We start from the raw sequence: 20,816 nt of genomic DNA, 5'->3' as shown, positions 1-20,816 counted from the left end.
CGGCAAGAAGCTGCGGACTAGCGCTGCCTGCTCCTGAGGGGAGAGGTCGGAGACACCCAGGGCGCGCCAGGGTTCATGGCGCGTAGACGACCAGCTCCGGGGCGCGCACCAACCTTTTACAGCAGTGCTGAGTCGAGGTATGCCTGTACGGGCTCGAACAGCCCGTACGGCACGTACTGCACGATCTCGCCATGGGTCACCCAGGCGAGCTCGGCCAGCTCCTCGGTGTCTGCGACATAGGCGGTACCGCTCACCACGTCGCAGGCTGTGTATGACATCCGCCGGCCCGTCTTCGGGTGGATCCGGTCTCCGAGCAACTTCACTGCGGAGACGGTCAGGCCGGTCTCCTCCTGGGTCTCACGCACAGCGGCGCCTTCGCGTGACTCGCCGGGCTCAACCTCGCCAGCAGGAAACTGCCAGGAGAGCTGTCCCTCGCTGACCCGGCGGCGCACCATGAGGACCCGCCCCTTGTGGACGACGATCGCCGCGGCGATGCCAGGTCGCTCCTCCGCGCTCTGCTGCGTCACGTTTGTTCCTCCAGGACGGCCAAGATGGGTGGGAAGATCGTATCGACGGGAATGAAGCGGGTCACGGCATTTCTGGGAACCCACATGACGTCGATGTTCTCGGCTGCGTCGCTGTTGGTCGCCTCTCCAGCGAGGTACTCGCAGAGAAAGTAGTCGCACAGGACTCCGGTCGCGGGATGAAGCCGGTTCCCAAGGTGCCGTCGGACTGCGCAGTGGACGCCTGTCTCGTCCAAAGTCTCCCGCACGGTTGTGGTCTCCGCCTTGCCTCCCGGCTTGATGACGCCGGCCGGGAACTGCCAAGTGATTCCGGCAGCGTCGTCATCCCGTCGGCACACAAGCAGGACATCGCTGTCTCGGATAACCACCGCGATGGCTACGCGCAAGGCTTGCGCCCCTGTCGGCGTCGATCCAGCCGGAGCCCGCTCCCTCGCCAATAGAAGTGTGAAGCGTTGTTGCGCAGCCGCAGGGGCCTGCTCGTGGGCCGTGTCGAGGAGTTGCTGCATCTCTCTGCGAGGCACGACAGCCGCGTCGGAGTGCCAGGTGGCCACGGTCCTCACGGCGATGCCCAGGTGAGTAGCGAACTGTTCGTTGCCGAGGCGTAGCGCGGACTGCAGCAGACAGGCGTAGCGACCGCTCCAGCGCTCGATCACGTCCACCGAACTGTCCCCTCGTCGCCGCTCCGATGCAGAACCCCGCGCGCTAAAAGTGCACTCCGACTGCACTGTCGCTTCATGGTCGCGCAGCACAAACCCCGGAAGAATCGGAGTCACCAGGGGCCAAGGAATCACCCGCCGATGGCTCAGCCGCTGGAAGGCGCATACGAGGCGCCAAACCGCCAGACGACTACGAGGAGATTCTAGGTGCGTACTCCGAGCGGATAACAGAGACAGGCAAGTTGGCTGAATCAGTCCTCTCGGATGGCTGGCCGTCAGCTCTATCGCTGACGTTCGCCTTCCAGGACGTTGCTCGCAGCCCGAGCCGCCCTGCGAGCGCCGGTAACCTCATGCGTGACGGCTGATCGTCCGTCATGTTCGGTTGTCAGCAAGGCGAAAGGGAGTCAATGGTCGAGGACCAGGCACACACTGTCGAGCGCACGCTCGTCCTGCTCAAGCCCGATGCACTGGCGCGTGGCCTGGCAGGACGGGTCATCACACGATTCGAGGACGCCGCGCTGAAGATCGTCGGCACCAAGATGAAGTGGATGGACGCAGAATTCACCCGCCGCCACTACTTCGACCTTGAGGAACGGCTCGGCTCAGAGGTCTATAACGTCACCTCGACATTCATGCAGCAGGGCCCGGTTATCGCCCTGGTGCTCGAAGGCTTCGACGCCATTGCCACCGTCCGCAAGATCGTCGGCAGCACGTACCCCAACCAGGCTCCGGCCGGCACGGTGCGAGGCGATCTCTCGCACTACAGTGCGGCGGCCAGCACCGCCTCGGGTAAGGCGGTCGCGAACCTCGTGCACGCCTCCGGCAACGCAGAGGAGGCCAAGCAGGAGGTAGAGCTGTGGTTCGACAAGGACGAACTGCAGGACTACAAGACGCTGGCCGAGATCTACACGTACTAGCAGCGGGTCACGGCGTCACTGCGGGGGCGCCGATGCGTTGATCACCACTGGGGTATGACCGTCTGATTCGAGAGGGCACCATGACCAACCAGACCCGCTTGGCCTCCGCCGACGAGCTTGAGTCGATCTTCCAGCGCGATCTGGTGACCGACCTGTGGGCGGCTACCGAGACCGCGTACGCCCTGGCTGTGCGCCACCGCGACCTGGGCGACTGGCCCGCGTCGCGTGAGTGGGCCCAGCAGTGCATGCGTCTGTTGGAGGGCTTCTCCAGCGAGACGGAGGAGCAGGTCGCCACCGGCCGTACGTCGGTGGGAGGCGTTCAGCTGCCTACCTACCTGCACTCGGGAGTCGTCGAGGCGCGCTTCGGCGCCCTCGGCTGACACCCATAAATGCACCGGGGTGATGCGGTCGGCACCCGCATCGGCCGCATCACCTCGCGCACAACCACCAACCCTCATAGCGATCGCCCGACCGGGCAGGCCCCCTCGCGGCAGGGTCCGGCTGGCTTCGCCATGCCTGAAACGAGGAGGCAACAGCCCCGTGGCCGTCGAGATCGAGATGCGCGCCCGCTTCACCAAGGAGGCCCACGACCAGCTCGTCACCCGCCTGCACACGGACGGCGAGGATCTGGGCCCCGACGACAAGCACATCTACTTCTACGTGCTCCCCGACCAGCTCCTGAAGGTCACCGACAACACCGCCGCCGGCACCGCGAAGATCACCCTGAAGGGGAGCAAGATCGGGCAGGGCGTTGCCTTCGCGGAGACCGAGTTCGCCATCGCACCCGCCGACGTTCCCGCCGCTGTGAAGGTGTTCAACGCTCTCGGGTTCGAGGCGGCGATGCACGAGGCGTTCAACTTCCGTCACAACTTCCGCTTCGACGGCGTCGAGATCGCGGTCAAGTGGAGTGAGGCGTGGGGCTACCACGCCGAGTTCGAGGTCCTGTTGGAGGACGGAGCTTCGGATGCAGCCCGCGCCGAGGCGGAGGCCAAGATCACGGACGTCGCCGCGACACTCGGGGTGACCTTGATGACGGAGCAGGAGCTAGCCGACTTCACGGCCGCCTTCGAAGCTGCCGAGAAGGAGCGCAAGGAGCGCGAACAGCAGGCCGCGCCGATCCGGTAGGGAACATCACCGCGGATACCACCAAGGGGGTGGGCACGAATGAGCACGACCCCGTTGACCGCAAGTCTGATCGACCTGGCTGCCCGAAGGCAGCTCCCGCTCCACCAGCATATGGACCACGCCACTATCGCGTGGATCAGCGAAAACAGGCCCGACCTTCCACCAGCGCCGGCGCCGGTCTTGCGCCAACAGTCGAAGGAGCTGCTCGCGCACGGCGGACTGCCCACCCGGTGGTGGGCCGACCCTCGCCTGTACACGTCGCTCCACGGTGTCCGGCACTCCATGAGGACGGCGGCGCTCGCCGCCGTCCTCGCGGAGGCCGACGGCCTGGACGACGCCGACACCGCCACGACTATCGTCGCCGCTGCTGTGCACGACTGCCAGCGCCGCAACGACAAGGACGACCACGGACACGGCGCCCGCGCGGCCATCTGGCTCGCCGCGAACGCCGACACCGTCTGGGGCCACTTCGGCCTCACCGCCACTCCTCGGCGAATCGTTCAGGCGGCCACCGCCGTTCGCCTGCACGACGTCCCGTACGAGGCGTTCACCACGGACGACAGGACCGACCACGCCCGGGCCGAGCGCATCACCGACGTGGTCAAGGCAGCTGATGCCCTGGACCGCTACCGCCTTCCGAAGCTGAAGTGGTGGCCGAACGCCCAATACGTCCACGAGCCCGCCTTCGACCAGCTGCGCGGCCTCGCCTTCGGCCTGGTCCTAGCCTCGGAGCGGGCCTACCTCGCCGGGGCCAGCGGCACTGCGGCCGTCCGCTACGCGCTCGCCGAGAGGGGCCTGGTCTGACGATGGACTTCCTCGACGCCTACCACCTGTGGGCCGATGCCCACGCCTTCTTCGACTCCACCCTCATCCCCAGCCCCACCGACCGCACCGACCCGCTCGCCACCCAGGCCGCAGGCTGGGACAGACGGCTCGCCGAGGAGACCCCGAACGGCCACCTGCTGCGGCAGAACGCCCTCTTCGAGGCCCTGAGCGGAAACGGCAAGCTGCACTTGCTGCACGTCACCCACGCCCTGGAGGAGATCAGCCGGCAGGGAGTGCTCTACCCGTCGGGCGGCTGCCTCGTCGGAAGCATCTATTGCGCGCCGCTCACCGCGACCGACCAGGGCTTCCGCATGCACAACCTGGGCGCCTACGTCCTGACCAAGGAAGCGCCGGCCTTCCTGGCCAAGCTCGGCGTCACCGACCGCGTCCCCACCCCGCTGATCTTCGAGATCGATACTCCGCCGCAGGCTTACCGTGGGCTCGCCGGAGTGGACTACCTGCGGCTGGGCCTCATCCACCTGCAGATCTACAGCCACCTCGAATATCTCCTGAGCAAGAACGAACGGCACCAGCTGCGCGAGACCGTCGTCAGCCGCGTCAAGAACTCGGCCGCGTTCCTCGCCATGGCTGCCGCCGTCGCCTACCAGGGCACGCGGATCGATGCCGAGCCGTTTCTCAAGCTGCTCGACGAGACAATCCCCCGCCTGCCAATCCTCGGCTACCTGTACTTCGAAGCCGTCGCCGAGTACCTGATGCTCCACTCGACCTCCCACCACACACGGCGCCTGGCCGAACTCGGCGAGCTGAACAACTGGCTCTACAAGGAGATGCTGTTCGCCTCCTTCCCGGCCATGGCCGGGAAGTTCGACCTCGCAAGGTTCCGTCCCCGCCCGAAGCACCTGGCCACGCTCATTCACCGAGTCGACCCGACCATCGACACCAGCCACGCGAACGCTTACCTGGTCGAGCGGATCAGCTACCTCGTCGCTGCCCGCCTCTTCACACCCGGCGACGCCCCCGAAGCCTGGCACCACACGCGCTGGGAGTTCGACTCCCTGGCCACGCAGCTCGGACCACTCCTGGGCCACCTCATCCACCGGGAGCTGCGCACCTTCGGCCGTTACCCCGACTTCTACTTCTACTTCGATCAGCACAAGGCGCTGCAAGCCTGGAACTACTGGAACCACATGGACATCGTCGCCCCGTTCAACGGCACGATGCCCAAGGGCGAGATCGGCATCAACCCGGCTTACCCCGACCTCGACTACCGCGTTTGGCGCGCTGAGCAGGACGATGCCGGCCACCTCCACCCGGCCGAAGAGCTCTCGCTGACCATCGCCCCGCGGCTGGTGGACATCAAGTACACCCTGATGCGCAACAACCAGTGGACCGCTCCCGCGCCCAGCGTCGCCTGATCATCGTCGCCGCCATCCGCGGCCCACTCCATCCGAGCAACCTCACACGCAGGAGCCCCCGTGATGAGTCCCTTCGGCATGCCCTCCATCGACCTCCTCGGCGAGCAGATCGCCTCCGTACTCGCCGACCCCGCCACTACCCACGGCCTCGCCCGCGCCCTCCGGGCCGCCGCCAAGGAGATCGAACTTCACCACTACCACCACGCCAGCCACCGCGCCTGGCCCAACGGCCGCATCAACGACACACCCGCCAAGGTCCAGATCGGCGGCGGAGCGCACCGTATCGAGGGGTTCTTCAACATCGACCTCGTTCCACCGGCCGACCTCCTCTGGGACGTCCGCGAGGGAATCCCTCTCCGGGACGGCAGCACCGACGAGATCTTCTCCGAGCACTTCCTGGAGCACATCGACTACCCACGCTCGGCCAAGTCCTACGTCCGTGAGGCCCACCGCGTCCTCGCACCGGGCGGCCGGATCATCACCGGCGTTCCTGACGCCGCCTTCGCCCTGAACCAGTACCCCGGTCCCCTTGCCACCACCGACGAGACGATCGAGCGTTGGTACGCCAAGCGCGACTGCCGTAGCGACATCAACACGCGACTCGACCTCGTCAACCTCGTCTTCCGCGACCAGGACGACGACCCCACGTACACCTCGCACCTGTGGGCGTACGACCACGAGAAGCTCGTCCAACTCTTCACCGAGGCTGGCTTCACCACCATCGAGCCCTGGAACTTCGACCCGACCATGGCCAACCCAAAGCGCCGCTGGGGCAGCGTCTACGTCGTCGCCACGAAATAAGCCCCTCAACCCGCGAGGCCGAAACGCCCCGTCCCTAGCCCGTCCCGGCCTCGCGGGCCTCCATCCACGCCACAGCGCCGCACCCGCCCGGTCAGGCCGCCGAGGGAGCCACCCGCATGAACCAGGTCCCCCCATCCATCAGCGAACTGACCCTGGCCGCCACCCCCAACGCGGTCGCCTGGGCCCGTCGCCACACCGTCGACATCCTCCAGCGGTGGCGCTTCCCCGCCGAGGGCATCGAAGTCGCCCGGCTCCTCGTCTCTGAGCTGACCACCAACGCAATCAAGCACGCCCAGCCCACGGAGACGTCTGCAACGTCCGCCGCTGGATCCCCTGGTGTCGGCACGATCGCTCTCAGGCTCTGGCCCACCGACGACGGCATCGTGCTCGCGGTCAGTGATCCCGACCTGCGTCCGCCGACTCCTCGGGCCCAAGACTCCAGTGCCACCGGGGGCCGCGGGCTCGTTCTTGTCCAGACCATGGCCAACCGCTGGGGCTACTGCCCCACACAGCCACACCTCGGGAAGATCGTCTGGGCAGAGGTTCCCGCTCGCCCCAACGCCGCTTTCGGTGAGCCAGCGCCCGGCGGTCGCCAAGCCGCCCCGACGCTCATCGGGCGGGTCTTGACCGGCCTACGCGAGCTGTAGTCGCGCCGACCAACCGTGGCACCGCGCATCAATGACCAAGCCCGGGCCACATGAATCGCCACGAGCGCCGACTCCCATGGGCGTCAGTCCCCGTTCGACCTAGGGCGTGTCTGACAAATGATCACGATGGAGGTGACCACATCGCGTGAAGCCAAGATGCCTTTCGTCCAGGCCAGCGATCTACGCTGGCTCGATGGGGAATGATCGACGCGTCCGCCGCCTCGTGGTCAACGAGGCCGTCTGGCGTTGGACTGTGCGGCAGCGTGTGAGGCCGGACTACGCTGACTGCCGGCTGACGCTTTCTCTCTTTCCAGAGGTGCCAGCGCAAGGCGTTCGACGCCGATTGGCCGTGGTCTTTGCCCCGGGCCCGGACAGGATCGTTTCGAACTCGTACTTCGAGGCGGGCACGGTCGTGCGCCTCCGGGACCGCGCCTGGCTCAACCTCTACGAGCCGGGAACGGTCCGGCGCCTGCTCGACGCCGCGGCGCCTGTTCTGGACACCCGGCCATCGGTGCAAAACCTCGAAGTAGACGGTTGGACCTACTTCGCTGAAGTCGTGGACCAGGCCAATGCCGCTGAGGCTCATACTTGATCTTGTGGCTGTTCGTGGCGAGTTGACGGAAGCGGCGTGGGAGCGAATGGAGCCCCTGTTGCCGCGGGTGGATGGGCGTGGTCGGCCGTGGCGTGATCACCGGCAGGTGGTCAACGGGGTGTTGTGGCGGCTGCGGACCGGGGCTCCGTGGCGCGATCTGCCCGAGCGGTACGGACCCTGGCAGACCGTCTATGAGCGGTTTGCCCGCTGGGAAGCGGACGGGACCTGGGTGAAGCTGTTGGAACACGTCCAGGTTCGCGACGACGCGGTGGGCCGGGTGGAGTGGACCGTCGCCGTCGACTCCACGATCAACCGGGCCCACCAGCACGCCGCCGGTGCCCGCAAAAAGGGGGCGCAGACGGGGACGAACTGGAAGATCCGGGCCGCTCGCAGGCGCGCCAGGCCCTCGGCCGGTCCCGAGGCGGGCTGACTACAAAGGTTCACCTCGCCGTCGACGGCCGGGGCCTGCCCCTGTCCATCGTGCTCACGCCCGGCAACGTCAATGACGCCACCGCCTTCGACCAGGTCCTCGACGGGATCCGCGTTCCGAGAGTCGGTACTGGCCGCCCGCGCAGGACACCGACCCGAGTCCTGGGCGACAAGGCCTACTCCAGCCGGGCGATCCGGCACCTGCTGCGGAGCCGCGGCATCGCCGTCACGATCCCCGAGCGCCGCGACCAAGCGGCCAACCGCCGACGCCGAGGGCGCCTCGGCGGACGGCCGCCTGCCTTCGACGAGGAGGTCTACCGCGAGCGCAACGTGGTCGAACGATGCTTCGCACGCCTCAAGCAGTTCCGCGCGATCGCCACCAGATTCGACAAGCTCGTTAACCGCTACCGTGCCGGAGTCGTCCTGGCCTCGCTGATCCTCTGGCTCCGCGAAACCAGTCCGTGATCTTTTGTCAGACACGGCCTAGTGCCTGCGATGCTCATCCCTCGGCAGCGTCGAAAACGACTTCCTCTGTTGTCTTCTGCTCCGGCACGGCAGCTAGCTGCCATTCGATATCACTGAGGTCGACTCCAAATCGACCATTTTCTTCCAAGAACGCACCCTTCCGGAACACGAGGACAGGTTTAGGGCCCTTCCCGGAACTCTTCCCTTCCTGCCAGATGATCTCCGCAGGGCGGTTTCGGAATTCCTTCAACTTCTTATCGCGCTGTTCGCCCACTTCCATCAGCGAGATTTCGATGCCGTCCAGGATGAGCCCCTCCATTTCGACACCGCTGTAACTGCGGTTGCAGAGCAGCCCGGCCGCTCGCTTCCGCCCCGGGTGGACGGAGTCCCAGACCGAGCGAGCATTCCTCCGCCCCTGACCTGGCGGGTTTCCCCCAAACCCGGTCATCACGGTATTCCAGAGAACGGGGCTATAGGCGCGCAGAAGGGCCCGTTCGCCCAGGACGATCCAGATATCATCGAGGGTCAGACATCTGACGTCGAAATGCGAAGCATGGAGATTAGCTGGCTCGTTGATGCTTCTACGGTGGTCGCTTATTCGATCGAACAGCTTCCGCTGAGCCAGATTCGGCGCGTCTCCATAGCTGCTATCACCAGCCGAGGCTTTCCCCACGTAAATGGGGATGTCGGCATCCTTCAGCCCCTTGTAGATCTCAAGATCGCCCTTGTAGTAGAGCGCATATAGCCCTGCGCCCGGGAACGGCTTCACCTCGTCAAGGGGCACGCGTGGACGCCCGTCCATCTCCTCCCGGAGATTACGGCCGAGCAAGTCAAGGCCCAACGGATTGAACTGTGTGGATGCGGGGCTGGGAGCCATGGGCGGGATCCTACCCACCGCCAGAGACACACCCGACCCCAGGCGCGACACACTGTCAGATTCGGGCGCCTGCGCGGAGAGCCTCCGCCCATCTGACCTGACTAGCACAATAAGCGCACATCATTCCGATTCATGATGGTTTACCGTCAAGCCTCGCACGGCGCCTATCACCCGCGCGGCCGCCGCGTCAGGATCCTCGTGCTCCCAGACACGAACGACCGTCCAGCCCGCCTCTCGCAGGAGGCAATCCGTCTCCGCGTCCCTGATTCGATTGCCCTCGATCTTGCCGCGCCAGAACTCGGCGTTCTTGTGCGACGCCCGAAGATGTTCCGGACAACCGTGCCAGAAGCATCCGTCGACGAACACCGCGACCTTGGGCTTAGAAAAGATCAGGTCGGCAGTGCGCCTCAGTTCAGGCAGGGGCCGTGCTGCCACGCGATAGCGGAGACCCTGCTTGTGCAGCAAGGACCGGAGCCTCAGCTCGGGACGGGTGTCCTTGCTCCTGTTGCCCCGCATCACCGCACGCACTGACGGCGACGAAGCCCAGGAGCCCTCAGCCGGTGGTTCCTCGGTAAGAAGGCCCTTCTCCCAGGCCGCCTTCCAGCCCTCGGCGAGGTTCGCGGCCCGGGTCTCATGCTCGACCTGTCCGAGATAGCGGGCCGGCGACTTGCCGCTGTCGGACCAGCGCAGGTACGCGCGAATGCGTCGTGTGTCGGGAAGTACCTTCAGCTCCACGGAGGCTCGGGCGAACCGCCCCTCGCCGAGGTCCACAGACCGTCTGTGACGACCGCCGGCCGCCCGGTCCTGTTCGGCCGCGATAGCGGAGCGTGCCCTGCCGGGCCGCCCTTTCCATGCCCGGTCCGGCGGCGGGTCGTGCTTCCAGCCGCTCTGCGCTCTACTGGTGCGCGCCGTCACTTCTGGCGCTCCTCCGCCTCGTCTAGGACGGCGGCAACCGCCTTGGCGAAGACCTCGCCAAGGGCAACGGGTACGGCGTTGCCGAGCTGGCGCATCTTCTCCCCTCGCGGGCCCTTGAGTTCCCAGGTGTCAGGGAAGGTCATGACGCGGGCGGTCTCGCGGACCGTCATGTACCTGTACTTGTACCGGACGCCCCCCGGGACGGTCTTGTCTGCCACCAATTCATCGAGGAGCATGACCGACTCTCCGCCGGGCACACCATGCACGCCGGCCTTGACGGTCTTCGCCGGGCGGTCGAGTTCGTTGGGGGTGTGTCCGTCGTAGATGCGGGCACCAGGCCAGCCGATGTGCTCCGTGAACCCGCCGAGGAAGTGCTCGTCGCGATCCAGCCACTCGTCGGGAACATCTGGCAGGGGCTTGTTGTCGCCGATACCGGCGATCGCGTCACGCAGGGTGTTCCAGGGCAATAGGCCGTCGTCGATTGGCATGGTCTTCGGGAGGCGGGCCGCGACCCGCTCCCTTACATGGTCCGAAACATTCGGGTGGCGCTTCCAATACTCCCCGCCCTCCTCCATGGAACGGAAGAGGGCGGTCTCGGAGTGAGTCGGCTTCACGAGGGACTTGAACAGCTCACGGTCGACATTCAAGTCGCGACGGAACGCGACGATGATCACGCGGTTGCGGATCTGGGGCACCCCGTAGTCGGCGGCGTTCACCGGCATCATGACGATGTCGTACCGCTTCGTGGGGTCGTCCGGCTCCGCTTCACGCCGATCCAGCAGGTGCTCGTAGTGCTGCTCCCAGGTGCGGTCGCCACGCTTCTCGAAGGGCAGCTCCAGCTCACGCTGGATGTAGTCGAAATAGCGGCCGAACGAGGGCCTGAGCAGGCCCCTCACGTTCTCGCAGATCACGGCCTTCGGCTGGATCTGTTGGACCGCCTTGAACATCTGCGGGAACATATTCCGCTTGTCCTCGTCCCCCTTGGCGACGCCGCCGAGGCTGAACGGCTGGCAGGGAGGACCACCGGCAAGCACGTCCACCTTGCCCGCCAGGTAGTCCATGTCGAGTTCCTGGACATCGCCCGCGACAAGGGGCACCTTCTCGTCGGGCCCGGGGGCTCGGGTCGGCTTCTCACCGTCAGGCAGTCGCTGAGCCCCGTTGGCCTCCAGGGTCTCGCACGCCCGCTTGGCGAACTCGTTGAAGAGCAGTGGGCGGAATCCGGCACGATGGACAGCCATGGCCAGACCGCCAGCGCCAGCGAAGAGTTCGACACCCGTGCGGTCCTTCTTTGATCTTCCTTGCAGTTCAGCCATTTGAAAAGCATACCGCGGAGTTGTGGATCTTCAAGCCATTTCGAGGTGAAGGTTCGGCCAGGCGCACAGGTCACCGATAGGGTTTCCGAGATCATGTCGACCAAAGGAGTGGCACGGATGGCGCCGGTGGTGGGCTCCGACGACGGGACGCGGTACCACAAAGATTTCACCCTGAGCATCACCAAGGCACTCGGTGACCAGTTGGCCGCCGCGCTCGATGGACTCGACAGGGCTCCACTCACGGAGCCGAGTATCGCGCGGCTCAAGGAGAAGCCCGGGGTCTACCAGCTGTATCTGAACGACGAGTTCGTCTACGTCGGCAAGGCCGACAAGTCTCTGCCGGCCCGTCTCCGCAACCACCACCGCAAGATCTCGGGTCGCCGCAACATCTCCCTGGACGAGATGACCTTCTCGTGCCTGTACGTAGCGGAGGACTTCTCCGCTCTCGCCCCGGAGCAACTGCTCATTAGCCACCACAAGGGCATGGGGAACATCCCCTGGAACAACAACGGCTTTGGCAACAAGGACCCCGGCCGCCAGCGGGACAACACCGTCCTGAAGCAGAACCACTTCGACGTCGTGTTCCCCATCGACCTGGACCGGCCGATCGAAGGGCTTTCGCCCGGCGAAACGACGTTGCATGAACTCCTGGAGACAGTCAAGGCCGACCTTCCGTACAATTTCAGGTACGGAAAGTTGACGGAGTTCAAGACGCGAAGCGTCTATGTGGCGTCGGCTGAAATGTCGGCCGACGAGGTCTTTGAGCTGATCTCCGCAGAGATACCAGCCACGTGGCAGATCACCGCCCTCATGGGCTACGTGATCATGTACGACGACAGTCCGGGTACATACAGGAGCGCTTGGCGGCATTATCGGGACGGCCAGCGCGTTGACGCCGTGCCCGAGGCCGAGCCGGCGGGTCCGGTCGAAGTCGAATCGTCAACTGCGGACAGCTGACCTGGCTACCGCAGGCCAGATCACAGTCAGTATCCAGTGATTTCAAGCAATGAAGCGGAGAAGCCACAGTGACAGCGCAACTTCCCTTCAATGGCCCCGTGGACGAGCCGCGAAAGGCTGGCGCTGACGGCGTCTAAGACCCGCTTCGACGGGAGGATCTCGGGCGCAGTGTGCCCTGGGCGCTCGCCTCCGGCGAACTGTCCGGATGGACAGGGTCCGGTCGTTCAACGGTTCGGGATCTACGCGATCTACTACGCGGGGGACTCCGAGCTGTGCACGCCGATCTCCGGATCGTTCGAGATTCCCATCTATTCGGGCAAGCCCGACCCCGATGGCGGCCGCAAGGGCGTTGAGGTCGCGGAAGCGTGGGAAGGAACGCCGCTCTGGAAGCGGATCTCGACCCACCGGCGGAAGCTCGGAGCGGCAGCTGATTTCGAGCTGAAGGGCTTCTATGTCCGTTACCTTCCGGCCGACGACCTCGTTCACGCCGATGGCCGAGCGCTTGATGATCAGAGAACTCCAGCCCGTCTGACACGTGATACTCGAGGGCTTCGGCGCGACCCCCCAGGGAGGGCCCCGCCAGGCCGAACAGATGCAGCCAAAGTGGCATGAGGTCCATGCTGGCGTTTCATGGGCCGGGGGGTGGGCCCCAATCGCCGGGGCCCGAGCCACTCCGTGAGGCGGTGCGGGAGCACCTGAAGCTACGCATGACGCCTCCGACGAGTGCGGCGGGGCGACCTCCCGGAGTGATCTGATCCCGGTCATTCTCGTACACGCCAGTCTGGGGGCGCGTACGCGTGAACGGTCTGGTGACACACTGGCGGAATGATCAGGGAACCAGCCGAGGCCACCATCTCCGAAGTCGGCACCGTCGAGATTCCCTTGGGAGTTCTCGCGGAGGCGGGGCTGTCTCCAGGAGTCGCTGTCGTTGTGTATAGCGATGGGAACGGGCGGATCGTGGTTCGCAGGCAAGACGACGCGATCCGTGATCTGTTGGAGAAAGGCACGCCGTAGTACGGGCCGCCAATCCCATGTCGGGCCCGTCAGCCGAAGCTATGCGCCTCGGGTCCGTAAGGGCTCCAGCCGTTTAGGTAAGGCTTGAGGCCCTCAGGTTTCTGGTCACGAGCTGCAGGCATGGAGGGGATTCTGGCCAGTGGATCGAGACTCTCTACGTAGCGGCGGGCCCAAGCCAGCCATTGTTGGGCAGACGCCAGATCCGCTTCGTCCAAGCCAGTCACGCCCGTGAGCCGGTGCTCCAAGGCATCGCAGTATCGGCCCAGAGCCGTCGCCTCTTCCCAGCGTCCAGCCTGTGCGCGGAGCACCTCGGCAAACTGCGCCTCGACAGCCCGCCACTTCGCCCCCTCCATGGCCTCCCGCCAGCGGACCTCTCGATCGGCCTTCGCCCGCTCCTCGTCCACCTTCCGTTGAGCGTCCTCCACAGCGCGGGTCTCGATCTCCCGAAGAACGGCCCCCACGATGTTCTCCAGCACCCAGCGCTTCCGATCGGCCCAGCGGGACTGCCGACTGGCTTGGCTGTAACCCAGTTCGATCACGAGGCTCTTGGAGCGCTCTGGTTCGGTGGACTGCGGAAACTCCTGCTGGATTGTGGCGGTGTAGGTGAAGCCGTCCACGACCAGGTCCAGTTCGCCGTCGCGGCGGGAGTAGCTAGAGGGGTAGTGCCGCCCGTTATATGTGTAGGCATGGCTGCGGTGGCGTGAGGGGACTTCGCGCTCCTTCACCTTGTGCCCACGACGTACCGCCTCGGCGGCGAGGCCCTGGAGAAGCAGCAACGAACGGCGGCGCAGTGGGCCGGGCATGACGAGGCGGCCCTCGTCGTCTCTGAGTGCGGCCACGACCGGATGCAGAGAGCGCAACTGAGTCGGCACGTGGACGGGCGGTGCCTCATCCGGCCTCTGTCTCAGTGAGTTTGGGTGAAGGCCCTCGACCAAAGAGATCTGCAGGTCGCGATTCCACATGCGGAGACTTTCGATGCGTTTACCCTCAGGGACGAGGCCGTGGCGCTTCGCGTAGTAGATCACGCGTCGCCACTCCGTCACCGTCGTGTCGTCGGGCTCGGAGATGGTGACCCGCCTGTCCGGGACGAGTCGCTCGATGAGTTCTTTCGCCTTGGTCCGACGGGCGAGTGCGACTGGCCTGCCGGCGTAGGACGCCGAGCGGGTGATGCCTGCCTCCTTCCCCTGGGCGGTCTGGGCTTCCCCGGCGTGTGCAGGGTCGTCCGGGTGGAGGCCGTGCCGGAGGTAGAAGACGCCTGCCTTGGTGACCTGGGCATCCGCTTCGCCCCCACGGCGCTTGATCGTCACCAGCCCTCGGTCGCGCAGCGCGTAGGCCGTCCGGAACTCACCAGGGTCCCAGGGCTTCTCGGACTCTCTGCCGTTCGCGAGCCGGCCGAGCAGGGCGAGTTGTCGTTCGTTCAGAGGAGACCAGCGATGCATGGCAACAGCTCACCCCGCAGCCGAGCCAGGTGCAATGACTCGTACGGGTGGTCGCTTCAGGAAGCAGGGCTAAGGATTACGAGTGGAATGCCATCGCTGGAGAAACTGAAGTAGTCGACGAGGCGAGTCCCGCTGGGAGCCAACTGGGAGCCAACCCGCTTCCCAAGCCCCTTCGAGGCCACCCGAGACCACAGCAGACCGACCCTCTGACCAGGGAAAACACCATCGACGCTGGTCAGATCAGTAACCGGCCCTCGTTCGGGACGAAGAGGTCGTGGGTTCAAATCCCGCCACCCCGACAGCTGAAACACCAGGTCAAGGGCCTGATCCTCTCTGAGGGTCAGGCCCTTCCTGCGTTTCCGGAGATCCTTCGGGAGGCATCCGGAGGAAGATCGCGGTCGAGGTCTTCCAGCCGGCCACCCCGGCCCGGGTCGGCTCGGGCTCGGCCACCTCTGCGTACATCCCCGCATCCGCCACACCAACCGCCGTCGGGGACACTTCCCAGCGAGGCAGCGGCATCCGACTGCCCGCCCCGCCCCGTCATCGACACCGACGGCCGCCGCACAAGCGGCCCGCACCCCCGCACCACATCAGCACCAGGGCACACGCAGCAAACAGACACACTCCGACCGCGTCCTGCGGTCGGAGTCGACAACAGACACTCGATGGACTGGACATCAGCACGATGAGTAGCGCGACGTACGACCGCTCCGGGACTGGCTGGACCGCCTCGCAGGATGCGTCCAAGACTGCGGACGCCGTGTTTCTGCGCCACGGTGAGACCGCGCTCACTCCGCAACGGAGATTCTCCGGCATCGGCAGCGGCAACCCGGGGCTGTCACGGGTTGGAGTCGAACAAGCCCGGCAGGCCGCCGGATCGCCTCTGCTTCGGCGATCCGAGTTCACCGAAGTCGTGTGCTCTCCGCTGAAGCGCTGCGTCGAGACGGCGGAAGCCGTAGCCGCCCACCTCGGCCTCGGACTGCGTGTGGAAGAGAACTTGCGGGAGGCCGACTTCGGCATGTGGGAAGGGATGACCTACGCCGAGGTCGAGGAACGCTACCCGAGGGATCTTGCAGCCTGGAAGCGGTCACCGGATGTCGCGCCGACAGGAAGCACGGAGACCTTCACCGACGTTCTCGGCCGGGCGGAGACGATCGCTGACGCAATCAGGTCGAAGTACAGCGGTGCGTCCATCATCGCGGTCACGCACGTATCACCCGTCAAGGCCCTGGTGGCACAGGCGCTCGGCGCGCCGCCGATGGCACTCTTCGCCATGGAACTGCACCCGGCGGCCTTTTCACGCATCAGCTACTCCGGATCCGGAGCGTCTCTACGGCTGTTCAACGACACCTCGCACCTCGGGTGACGACGGCGTCCCGCTGAAACGCTGCTGCCCCGCACCCACCACCGACGCCTGCCGCGCGTCGATCGGCCCGGAGTCCCACGTACCCACCGCCCGGGTGCGGGACGCCGGGGAACGTCGCATGCCGAAGCCCCCGACCGCGACCCGAGTGAGCGTGAGAGGAGCCGGGTCGGGCCGGCGTGTGCCCGAACCCTTCGGCCCCTGGGGTGCCTCCGGGGCAGGTGGACTCCTCCCACAGCTGGTGGGGAACTCCTGGGGAACGCGGCGGGAACCCGTTGCGCGACCTTATGGGCACACCGAAGGACGAACGCCGAGTCAGCCAGGCAAGAGCGCGGCCTTCCGGCGAGAAGGAGCGGAACGTGACCAGAATCGTGCTCGTGCCGGGCAGCGTACGACGCCACTCCGTCACCTCGGCCGCACTCGCCACCGTGCGGGCGGCCGTCGTACGGCGTGAGAGGGGGGTCGAGACGCCCTACCTGGACGTGGCGGGGCTCCCCTTCTACGACCAGGACGCCGACGAGGAAGGCGCACCCGAGTCGGTGATGGCCGCTCGCGCACTTGTCGCCGGAGCGGATGCCTTGATCATCGCCACTCCCTCGTACAACGGCATGGTCTCGGGCGTGCTCAAGAACGCTCTCGACTGGCTCTCCCGTCCATGGGGTGCGAGCGCGCTGACCGGGCTGCCGGTCGCGGTGCTCTCGGCATCCACCGGCACGTACGGAGCGGCTGACGCTCAGCCGGGTCTGTGTGCCGTGCTCAAGCGTGCCGGGTCCGAAGTGATCGAGCATCCGCGCGTGGCCATCGGTAATGCCGAGCAGCGGCTGGGCAGGGGCGGCCTGTACACGGAACCCGCCCTGGCCTCCGCCATCGACGGTCTCGTCGACGCGACCCTCGGTGCCTGTCTCCCGGAACCGGCGATCGGCACCCGGCTGAGTCTGGCCAACTGACCTTCCGCGTCCTGGCGCCCAAGAAGTTTTCCGTGAGGCACGCGTTCTCGCGTGCCGAATCGGCCCGTCTCCCGACTCCGAGGGGAGGTGATTCCCATGACGAAGGTCGTTCGCCGCATCACCCGCAACGAGATCTGATCCACGGCCCCCAGAGGCCGGACACGAAGCGGAGAGGAGGTGTTCTCCATGACCAAGGTCGTTCGCCGCATCACCCGCAACGAGATCTGATCCACGGCCCCCAGAGGCCGGACAGGAAACGGAGAGGAGGTGTTCTCCATGACCAAGGTCGTTCGCCGCATCACCCGCAACGAGATCTGATCCACGGCCCCCAGAGGGCAACCGGTCAGATGGACATACCCGCAGTTCCCCTTCCGGGGGAAGGAGCCACCTTCCCCCGGAAGGGGGGTGGCCCTAATTCCTCCAGGAGGATTCCGATGGCGAGAATCGATCGCCTGACCCGTATCGTCAGCAGGCCCGGGGGCCGCCTCCTGGGCGCCGATATCCGAGGTGGTCTGCACTGGCTCGACCAGGACCTCAACGTCCTTGTCTCGTCCCACGCCTCCACACCTGCGCAGGACCCGGCGGGCGACCCTGTCTACGCTCTCGCCTTCCACGAGGACTGGATCATCACGCGGGACAAGGCGGGAACCCTCTCGCGCTGGCACGCTCCCACTCTGCGGCTCGTCGACCGCCTGACGGCCGCGGCCACCGCCGCGCACTCCCTGCTGCTCGACGGGGAACAGCCGGCGCCCACCATGCTGCGCGGCATCGGCGTGTGGAACGGCAAGGCCTACCTGAACAACGGATACTTCCAGCTTGTCGTCGTCGACCTCGACAGCTTCACGGTGGACCGGATCGTCCCCTGGCCGCACGGCTACGACATGCTGGAGTGGTTCTGCACCGACGCACCAGGCGTCCACGCCGTCTCCGACCGGTCGGGCCGCATCCATCTGGGTTCGTTGGAGGATCTGGACTTCTCCACCGTCGTCCAGGTCGACGCGTCCAACGTCCACCGCGTCGTGTACGACGCCCGGCACCAGCGCTTCTGGGCGATCGGCGACGCGGGCCTGGGCGAGACGAGGAACATATCCAACGGGGTCGTGACCCTCGGCTTCGACGGGACCGTGACCGGTCGGCTCGACTTCGCCCGCAACGACGTGGAGGGACTCGCCTTCTCCCCCGACTTCCGCACTGCCTACAGCGGGGGCTTCGACGGCGAGCTGCTTCTCTTCGACAACACCGGCACCGAACTCACCCTCGCGGCCCGAGTGGGCGGATTCAGCCACCAGATCATCGACCTGACCGTCGCCGAGGACGGCAGCGTCTACACCCTCACCCAGGACGGTGAGGTCACCGCCCTCGAAGCCGACGGCACCGTGACCGGTCGCCTCGGCCATCTCCGGCAGTGCGTCTGGGATCTCCAGGCCGTGCCGGAACACGAGGACTCGCTGCTGGCCGCGACCGACAGCGGCACGGCGCGGTTGCGGCTCGTGGAAACGGTCCCCGGCCAGCCAGCACTGGTGACAGACCGTACGGAGAGCACCGGACTCGGCTTCACGCGGCGCGCCCTGCCCCTCGCCGACGGTGGCTGGGCGGGCATCTGCTGGCCGACTTCCGTACGCCGCACGGGACCGGACGGGCGAACGGTGTGGGACCGGGAACTCCCCGGGATCGTGCACACTCTCGCGCTGTCGCCCGACGGAAACAGGCTTCTGGTCGGCTGCAACGCCGGCGGCATCGAACTCGATGCCGCCAGCGGTGAGGAGATCTCCCGGGTCGCGGACCTGCCCGCGAGCGTCTGGGCATCGGCATACCTGGAGGACGGCCGCCGACTGCTCGCCACCCGCAACGGCATGCTCGTCGCCTACGACGCGACGGGCGCCGCCACCTGGACCACCGAGCTCGGGAGCTATCCCAAACGGCTGCTGGTCGAGGGCGACCGTGTGATCGCCACCGGTGGCGGGGGCTTCAAGGAGTTCCAGGTCGGCCACGACACGTTCGATCAGCGTTTCACCGAACTGCTCGACAACACCGGCGAGAACTGCGTCGTCATCGACGGTGTGCTGTGTGCCGTCACCTATGGTCTCCAGATCGCGGCCTACGACCATGCCACCGGTGAACTCCTCGGCCTGCTCGAGGATTTGCCCGATTTCCCGAAGGGCCTGGCAGCTCTCCGAGGAAAGGACGGAACCGCGTACATCGCCGTGGGCGGACGCGGCGGCTACGTCCGGCTCCTGCGCTTGGACCGCGGTCGCCCGGAGAGTGTGCTGAGCAACGTCCGTGATCTGTGGCTCTCCGACGGCGGCGGCGACTACCCCAACGCGACCGGGACGGCGGAGCGCGCATGAGCCGAGCCGGGGCCTCACAGGGCCCGGCGCGCGCCGGAGCCCCGGCCGAGAACGTCGTCACCGAGCCGTCACCCCTTCGGAATACACGATTCCGCGTGTTCGCCGCAGGGAATCTGGTCAACAACATCGGTGAGTCCGTGTACGCGACGGCCTTGCCGCTGCTGGCCTACCGGCTCACCGGCGCACTGAGCGTGATGTCCCTGCTGGCCGCCGCCGTACCGATAGCGATGCTTCTGGCGCCCTCGCTGGGCACGGTGGCCGACCGGTGGGGCCCCCGCGTACTCGTCGTACCCGGGCTGCTTCTCCAAGCCGCCGCCGCTCTCGGGATGAACGTGCTCCTCCTCGCGGGAGTCGACTCCACAGCCGCGCTGTTCTGCTGCGCGCTCCTCGTCGCGGTGGGTGCGGCGGCATACCGCACGGGCTGGATGACCGGGGTGCCCGGGATGTTCCCCGAATTCCCCGTCCGGGCCCGGGGCATGCTCAACAGCGGATTCTTCGCGACCACTCTGATCGGCCCGCTCGTGGTCACCGCCTCCCTGACGTTCATCGGGTACACCGGGCTGCTGTGGCTCAACCTGGCGACCTTCTTCGCCCCGATCCTCGTCTGGGCTCTGGGCGTACACCCGCCGCGGGCCGCACGGCAGAGCGGCTCCGGCACCCAGTGGAAGATGTCCGAGGGCTGGCGGGCCGTCACGCAGGACCGTCGCCTGAGCGAGATGCTCGTCGTCCAGGTGGTCCTGAACATCGCCTGTGGGGCGGGGCTCAACTCACTGCTGGTGTTCGCCCTGGGGAGAAGCTGGCACCTCTCGGGGGACGCGGTCGGTCTCGCTCTCACCGTCATGAACGCCTGCATGCTCGTCGGCAACCTGCTGGTCGCGCAGAGGACCCGGCTGCGCCCGTGGACGGCCCTGGCCCTCGGGATGACGGCACGGGCCGGCTCGCTGCTGCTGCTGGCCGTGGCCCCGTCCTTCCCCGTCTTCCTGATCGCCATGGCCGTCGGGGCCCTGGGCCAGGGCGCGGTCCTGAGCACGGTCGTGATGATGCGGGTGAAATACCTTCCCGGCGCCGTGCTGGGACGGGCCTCCGGCCTCATGTGGCTGATCACCGGGGCAGCCTCACTCCTGTCTCCCGTGCTCACGCCGCTGTTCGACCGGCTGGCCGGCTCCTCGCTCACCTTCCTTCTGCTGGGGATCGCGACCTGCGGTGCCGTCGGGCATCTCTGTCGCAGCCGCGCGCACTGGGCCGAGAAGCCCACGTCCACGACCGTCTGAACAGCTCCGTCCGAC

21 protein-coding genes and 1 pseudogene are annotated in these 20,816 nt (G+C 66.5%); 16 read left to right on the top strand and 6 right to left on the bottom strand.

Features of this window, described 5'->3' with window-relative positions; genetic code table 11:
- Positions 1 to 116: 116 nt before the first annotated feature.
- Both OG599_RS18450 and OG599_RS18445 read right to left on the bottom strand, forming a co-directional pair.
- Positions 117 to 527 (bottom strand): NUDIX hydrolase, encoded by a 411-nt coding sequence (locus tag OG599_RS18450; protein ID WP_327177071.1) that lies wholly within the window; start codon positions 525 to 527, stop codon positions 117 to 119.
- The gene (locus tag OG599_RS18445) at positions 524 to 1,183 is read right to left on the bottom strand and encodes an NUDIX hydrolase (protein WP_327177070.1); all 660 of its coding nucleotides are present in this window, start codon (positions 1,181 to 1,183) and stop codon (positions 524 to 526) included. The genes OG599_RS18450 and OG599_RS18445 overlap by 4 nt, the downstream gene beginning before the upstream one ends.
- 404 nt (positions 1,184 to 1,587) lie before the next feature.
- On the opposite strand from OG599_RS18445, the gene OG599_RS18440 reads away from it, so the two are divergent.
- From OG599_RS18440 to OG599_RS18400, 9 genes and pseudogenes are all read left to right on the top strand, one after another.
- On the top strand, positions 1,588 to 2,097 hold the full coding sequence (locus OG599_RS18440) for a nucleoside-diphosphate kinase (protein ID WP_327177069.1): 510 nt from the start codon (positions 1,588 to 1,590) through the stop codon (positions 2,095 to 2,097).
- 80 nt (positions 2,098 to 2,177) lie between these two features.
- Positions 2,178 to 2,477: a hypothetical protein gene (locus OG599_RS18435; protein ID WP_327177068.1), complete on the top strand. Its 300-nt coding sequence runs from the start codon at positions 2,178 to 2,180 to the stop codon at positions 2,475 to 2,477.
- Positions 2,478 to 2,637: 160 nt separating this feature from the next.
- Positions 2,638 to 3,222, top strand: a complete 585-nt coding sequence (locus OG599_RS18430; RefSeq protein WP_327177067.1) for a hypothetical protein — start codon at positions 2,638 to 2,640, stop codon at positions 3,220 to 3,222.
- Between the two features lie 39 nt (positions 3,223 to 3,261).
- Positions 3,262 to 4,026, top strand: coding sequence for a hypothetical protein (locus tag OG599_RS18425; RefSeq protein WP_327177066.1), 765 nt, complete (start codon positions 3,262 to 3,264; stop codon positions 4,024 to 4,026).
- Between the two features lie 2 nt (positions 4,027 to 4,028).
- A complete protein-coding gene (locus OG599_RS18420; protein ID WP_327177065.1) occupies positions 4,029 to 5,423 on the top strand; it encodes a hypothetical protein in 1,395 nt (464 codons plus the stop codon).
- 63 nt (positions 5,424 to 5,486) lie between these two features.
- Positions 5,487 to 6,224 (top strand): class I SAM-dependent methyltransferase, encoded by a 738-nt coding sequence (locus OG599_RS18415; RefSeq protein ID WP_327177064.1) that lies wholly within the window; start codon positions 5,487 to 5,489, stop codon positions 6,222 to 6,224.
- Between the two features lie 116 nt (positions 6,225 to 6,340).
- Complete coding sequence (locus tag OG599_RS18410; RefSeq protein ID WP_327177063.1) at positions 6,341 to 6,871, top strand: ATP-binding protein; 531 nt, start codon at positions 6,341 to 6,343, stop codon at positions 6,869 to 6,871.
- Between the two features lie 193 nt (positions 6,872 to 7,064).
- Entirely contained in the window at positions 7,065 to 7,463 is a 399-nt protein-coding gene (locus OG599_RS18405) for a hypothetical protein (protein WP_327177062.1), read from the top strand.
- Positions 7,441 to 8,379: pseudogene (locus OG599_RS18400) on the top strand (IS5 family transposase). Before OG599_RS18405 ends, OG599_RS18400 begins: the two are co-directional and overlap by 23 nt.
- Positions 8,380 to 8,391: 12 nt before the next feature.
- On the opposite strand, the gene OG599_RS18395 reads toward OG599_RS18400, so the two are convergent.
- From OG599_RS18395 to OG599_RS18385, 3 genes are all read right to left on the bottom strand, one after another.
- Positions 8,392 to 9,234 (bottom strand): Eco29kI family restriction endonuclease, encoded by an 843-nt coding sequence (locus tag OG599_RS18395; RefSeq protein WP_327177061.1) that lies wholly within the window; start codon positions 9,232 to 9,234, stop codon positions 8,392 to 8,394.
- A gap of 120 nt (positions 9,235 to 9,354) precedes the next feature.
- Positions 9,355 to 10,149, bottom strand: coding sequence for a very short patch repair endonuclease (locus OG599_RS18390; RefSeq protein ID WP_327177060.1), 795 nt, complete (start codon positions 10,147 to 10,149; stop codon positions 9,355 to 9,357).
- Entirely contained in the window at positions 10,146 to 11,462 is a 1,317-nt protein-coding gene (locus OG599_RS18385) for a DNA cytosine methyltransferase (protein ID WP_327177059.1), read from the bottom strand. Before OG599_RS18385 ends, OG599_RS18390 begins: the two co-directional genes overlap by 4 nt.
- Before the next feature lie 117 nt (positions 11,463 to 11,579).
- Here OG599_RS18385 and OG599_RS18380 point away from each other — a divergent pair, with 117 nt between their 5' ends.
- From OG599_RS18380 to OG599_RS18375, 3 genes are all read left to right on the top strand, one after another.
- Positions 11,580 to 12,419 (top strand): GIY-YIG nuclease family protein, encoded by an 840-nt coding sequence (locus tag OG599_RS18380; RefSeq protein WP_327177058.1) that lies wholly within the window; start codon positions 11,580 to 11,582, stop codon positions 12,417 to 12,419.
- Positions 12,420 to 12,509: 90 nt separating this feature from the next.
- Positions 12,510 to 13,031, top strand: coding sequence for an Eco29kI family restriction endonuclease (locus tag OG599_RS35480; RefSeq protein ID WP_442809450.1), 522 nt, complete (start codon positions 12,510 to 12,512; stop codon positions 13,029 to 13,031).
- 213 nt (positions 13,032 to 13,244) lie between these two features.
- Positions 13,245 to 13,433 (top strand): hypothetical protein, encoded by a 189-nt coding sequence (locus OG599_RS18375; RefSeq protein ID WP_327177057.1) that lies wholly within the window; start codon positions 13,245 to 13,247, stop codon positions 13,431 to 13,433.
- A gap of 29 nt (positions 13,434 to 13,462) precedes the next feature.
- Here the strand turns inward: OG599_RS18375 and OG599_RS18370 are convergent, their stop codons facing one another.
- On the bottom strand, positions 13,463 to 14,872 hold the full coding sequence (locus tag OG599_RS18370; protein WP_327177056.1) for a hypothetical protein: 1,410 nt from the start codon (positions 14,870 to 14,872) through the stop codon (positions 13,463 to 13,465).
- A 685-nt stretch (positions 14,873 to 15,557) separates the two neighbouring features.
- Between OG599_RS18370 and OG599_RS18365 the strand changes: the two genes are divergently transcribed.
- The 4 genes from OG599_RS18365 to OG599_RS18350 all read left to right on the top strand — a co-directional run bounded on the left by OG599_RS18365 (position 15,558) and on the right by OG599_RS18350 (position 20,801).
- Complete coding sequence (locus OG599_RS18365; protein ID WP_327177055.1) at positions 15,558 to 16,238, top strand: histidine phosphatase family protein; 681 nt, start codon at positions 15,558 to 15,560, stop codon at positions 16,236 to 16,238.
- A gap of 356 nt (positions 16,239 to 16,594) precedes the next feature.
- Positions 16,595 to 17,182 carry an NADPH-dependent FMN reductase gene (locus tag OG599_RS18360; protein WP_327177054.1) on the top strand — a complete coding sequence of 196 codons (588 nt, stop codon included), beginning with the start codon at positions 16,595 to 16,597 and terminating at the stop codon, positions 17,180 to 17,182.
- A 434-nt stretch (positions 17,183 to 17,616) separates the two neighbouring features.
- Positions 17,617 to 19,530: an outer membrane protein assembly factor BamB family protein gene (locus OG599_RS18355; protein WP_327177053.1), complete on the top strand. Its 1,914-nt coding sequence runs from the start codon at positions 17,617 to 17,619 to the stop codon at positions 19,528 to 19,530.
- Complete coding sequence (locus tag OG599_RS18350) at positions 19,527 to 20,801, top strand: MFS transporter (RefSeq protein ID WP_327177052.1); 1,275 nt, start codon at positions 19,527 to 19,529, stop codon at positions 20,799 to 20,801. The genes OG599_RS18355 and OG599_RS18350 overlap by 4 nt, the downstream gene beginning before the upstream one ends.
- Positions 20,802 to 20,816: the final 15 nt, after the last annotated feature.

Source organism: Streptomyces sp. NBC_01335 (assembly GCF_035953295.1).
Taxonomy (GTDB): domain Bacteria; phylum Actinomycetota; class Actinomycetes; order Streptomycetales; family Streptomycetaceae; genus Streptomyces.
The sequence above is the reverse complement of the archived record's forward strand: the minus strand, read 5'-3'. Positions and strand labels throughout refer to the sequence as shown.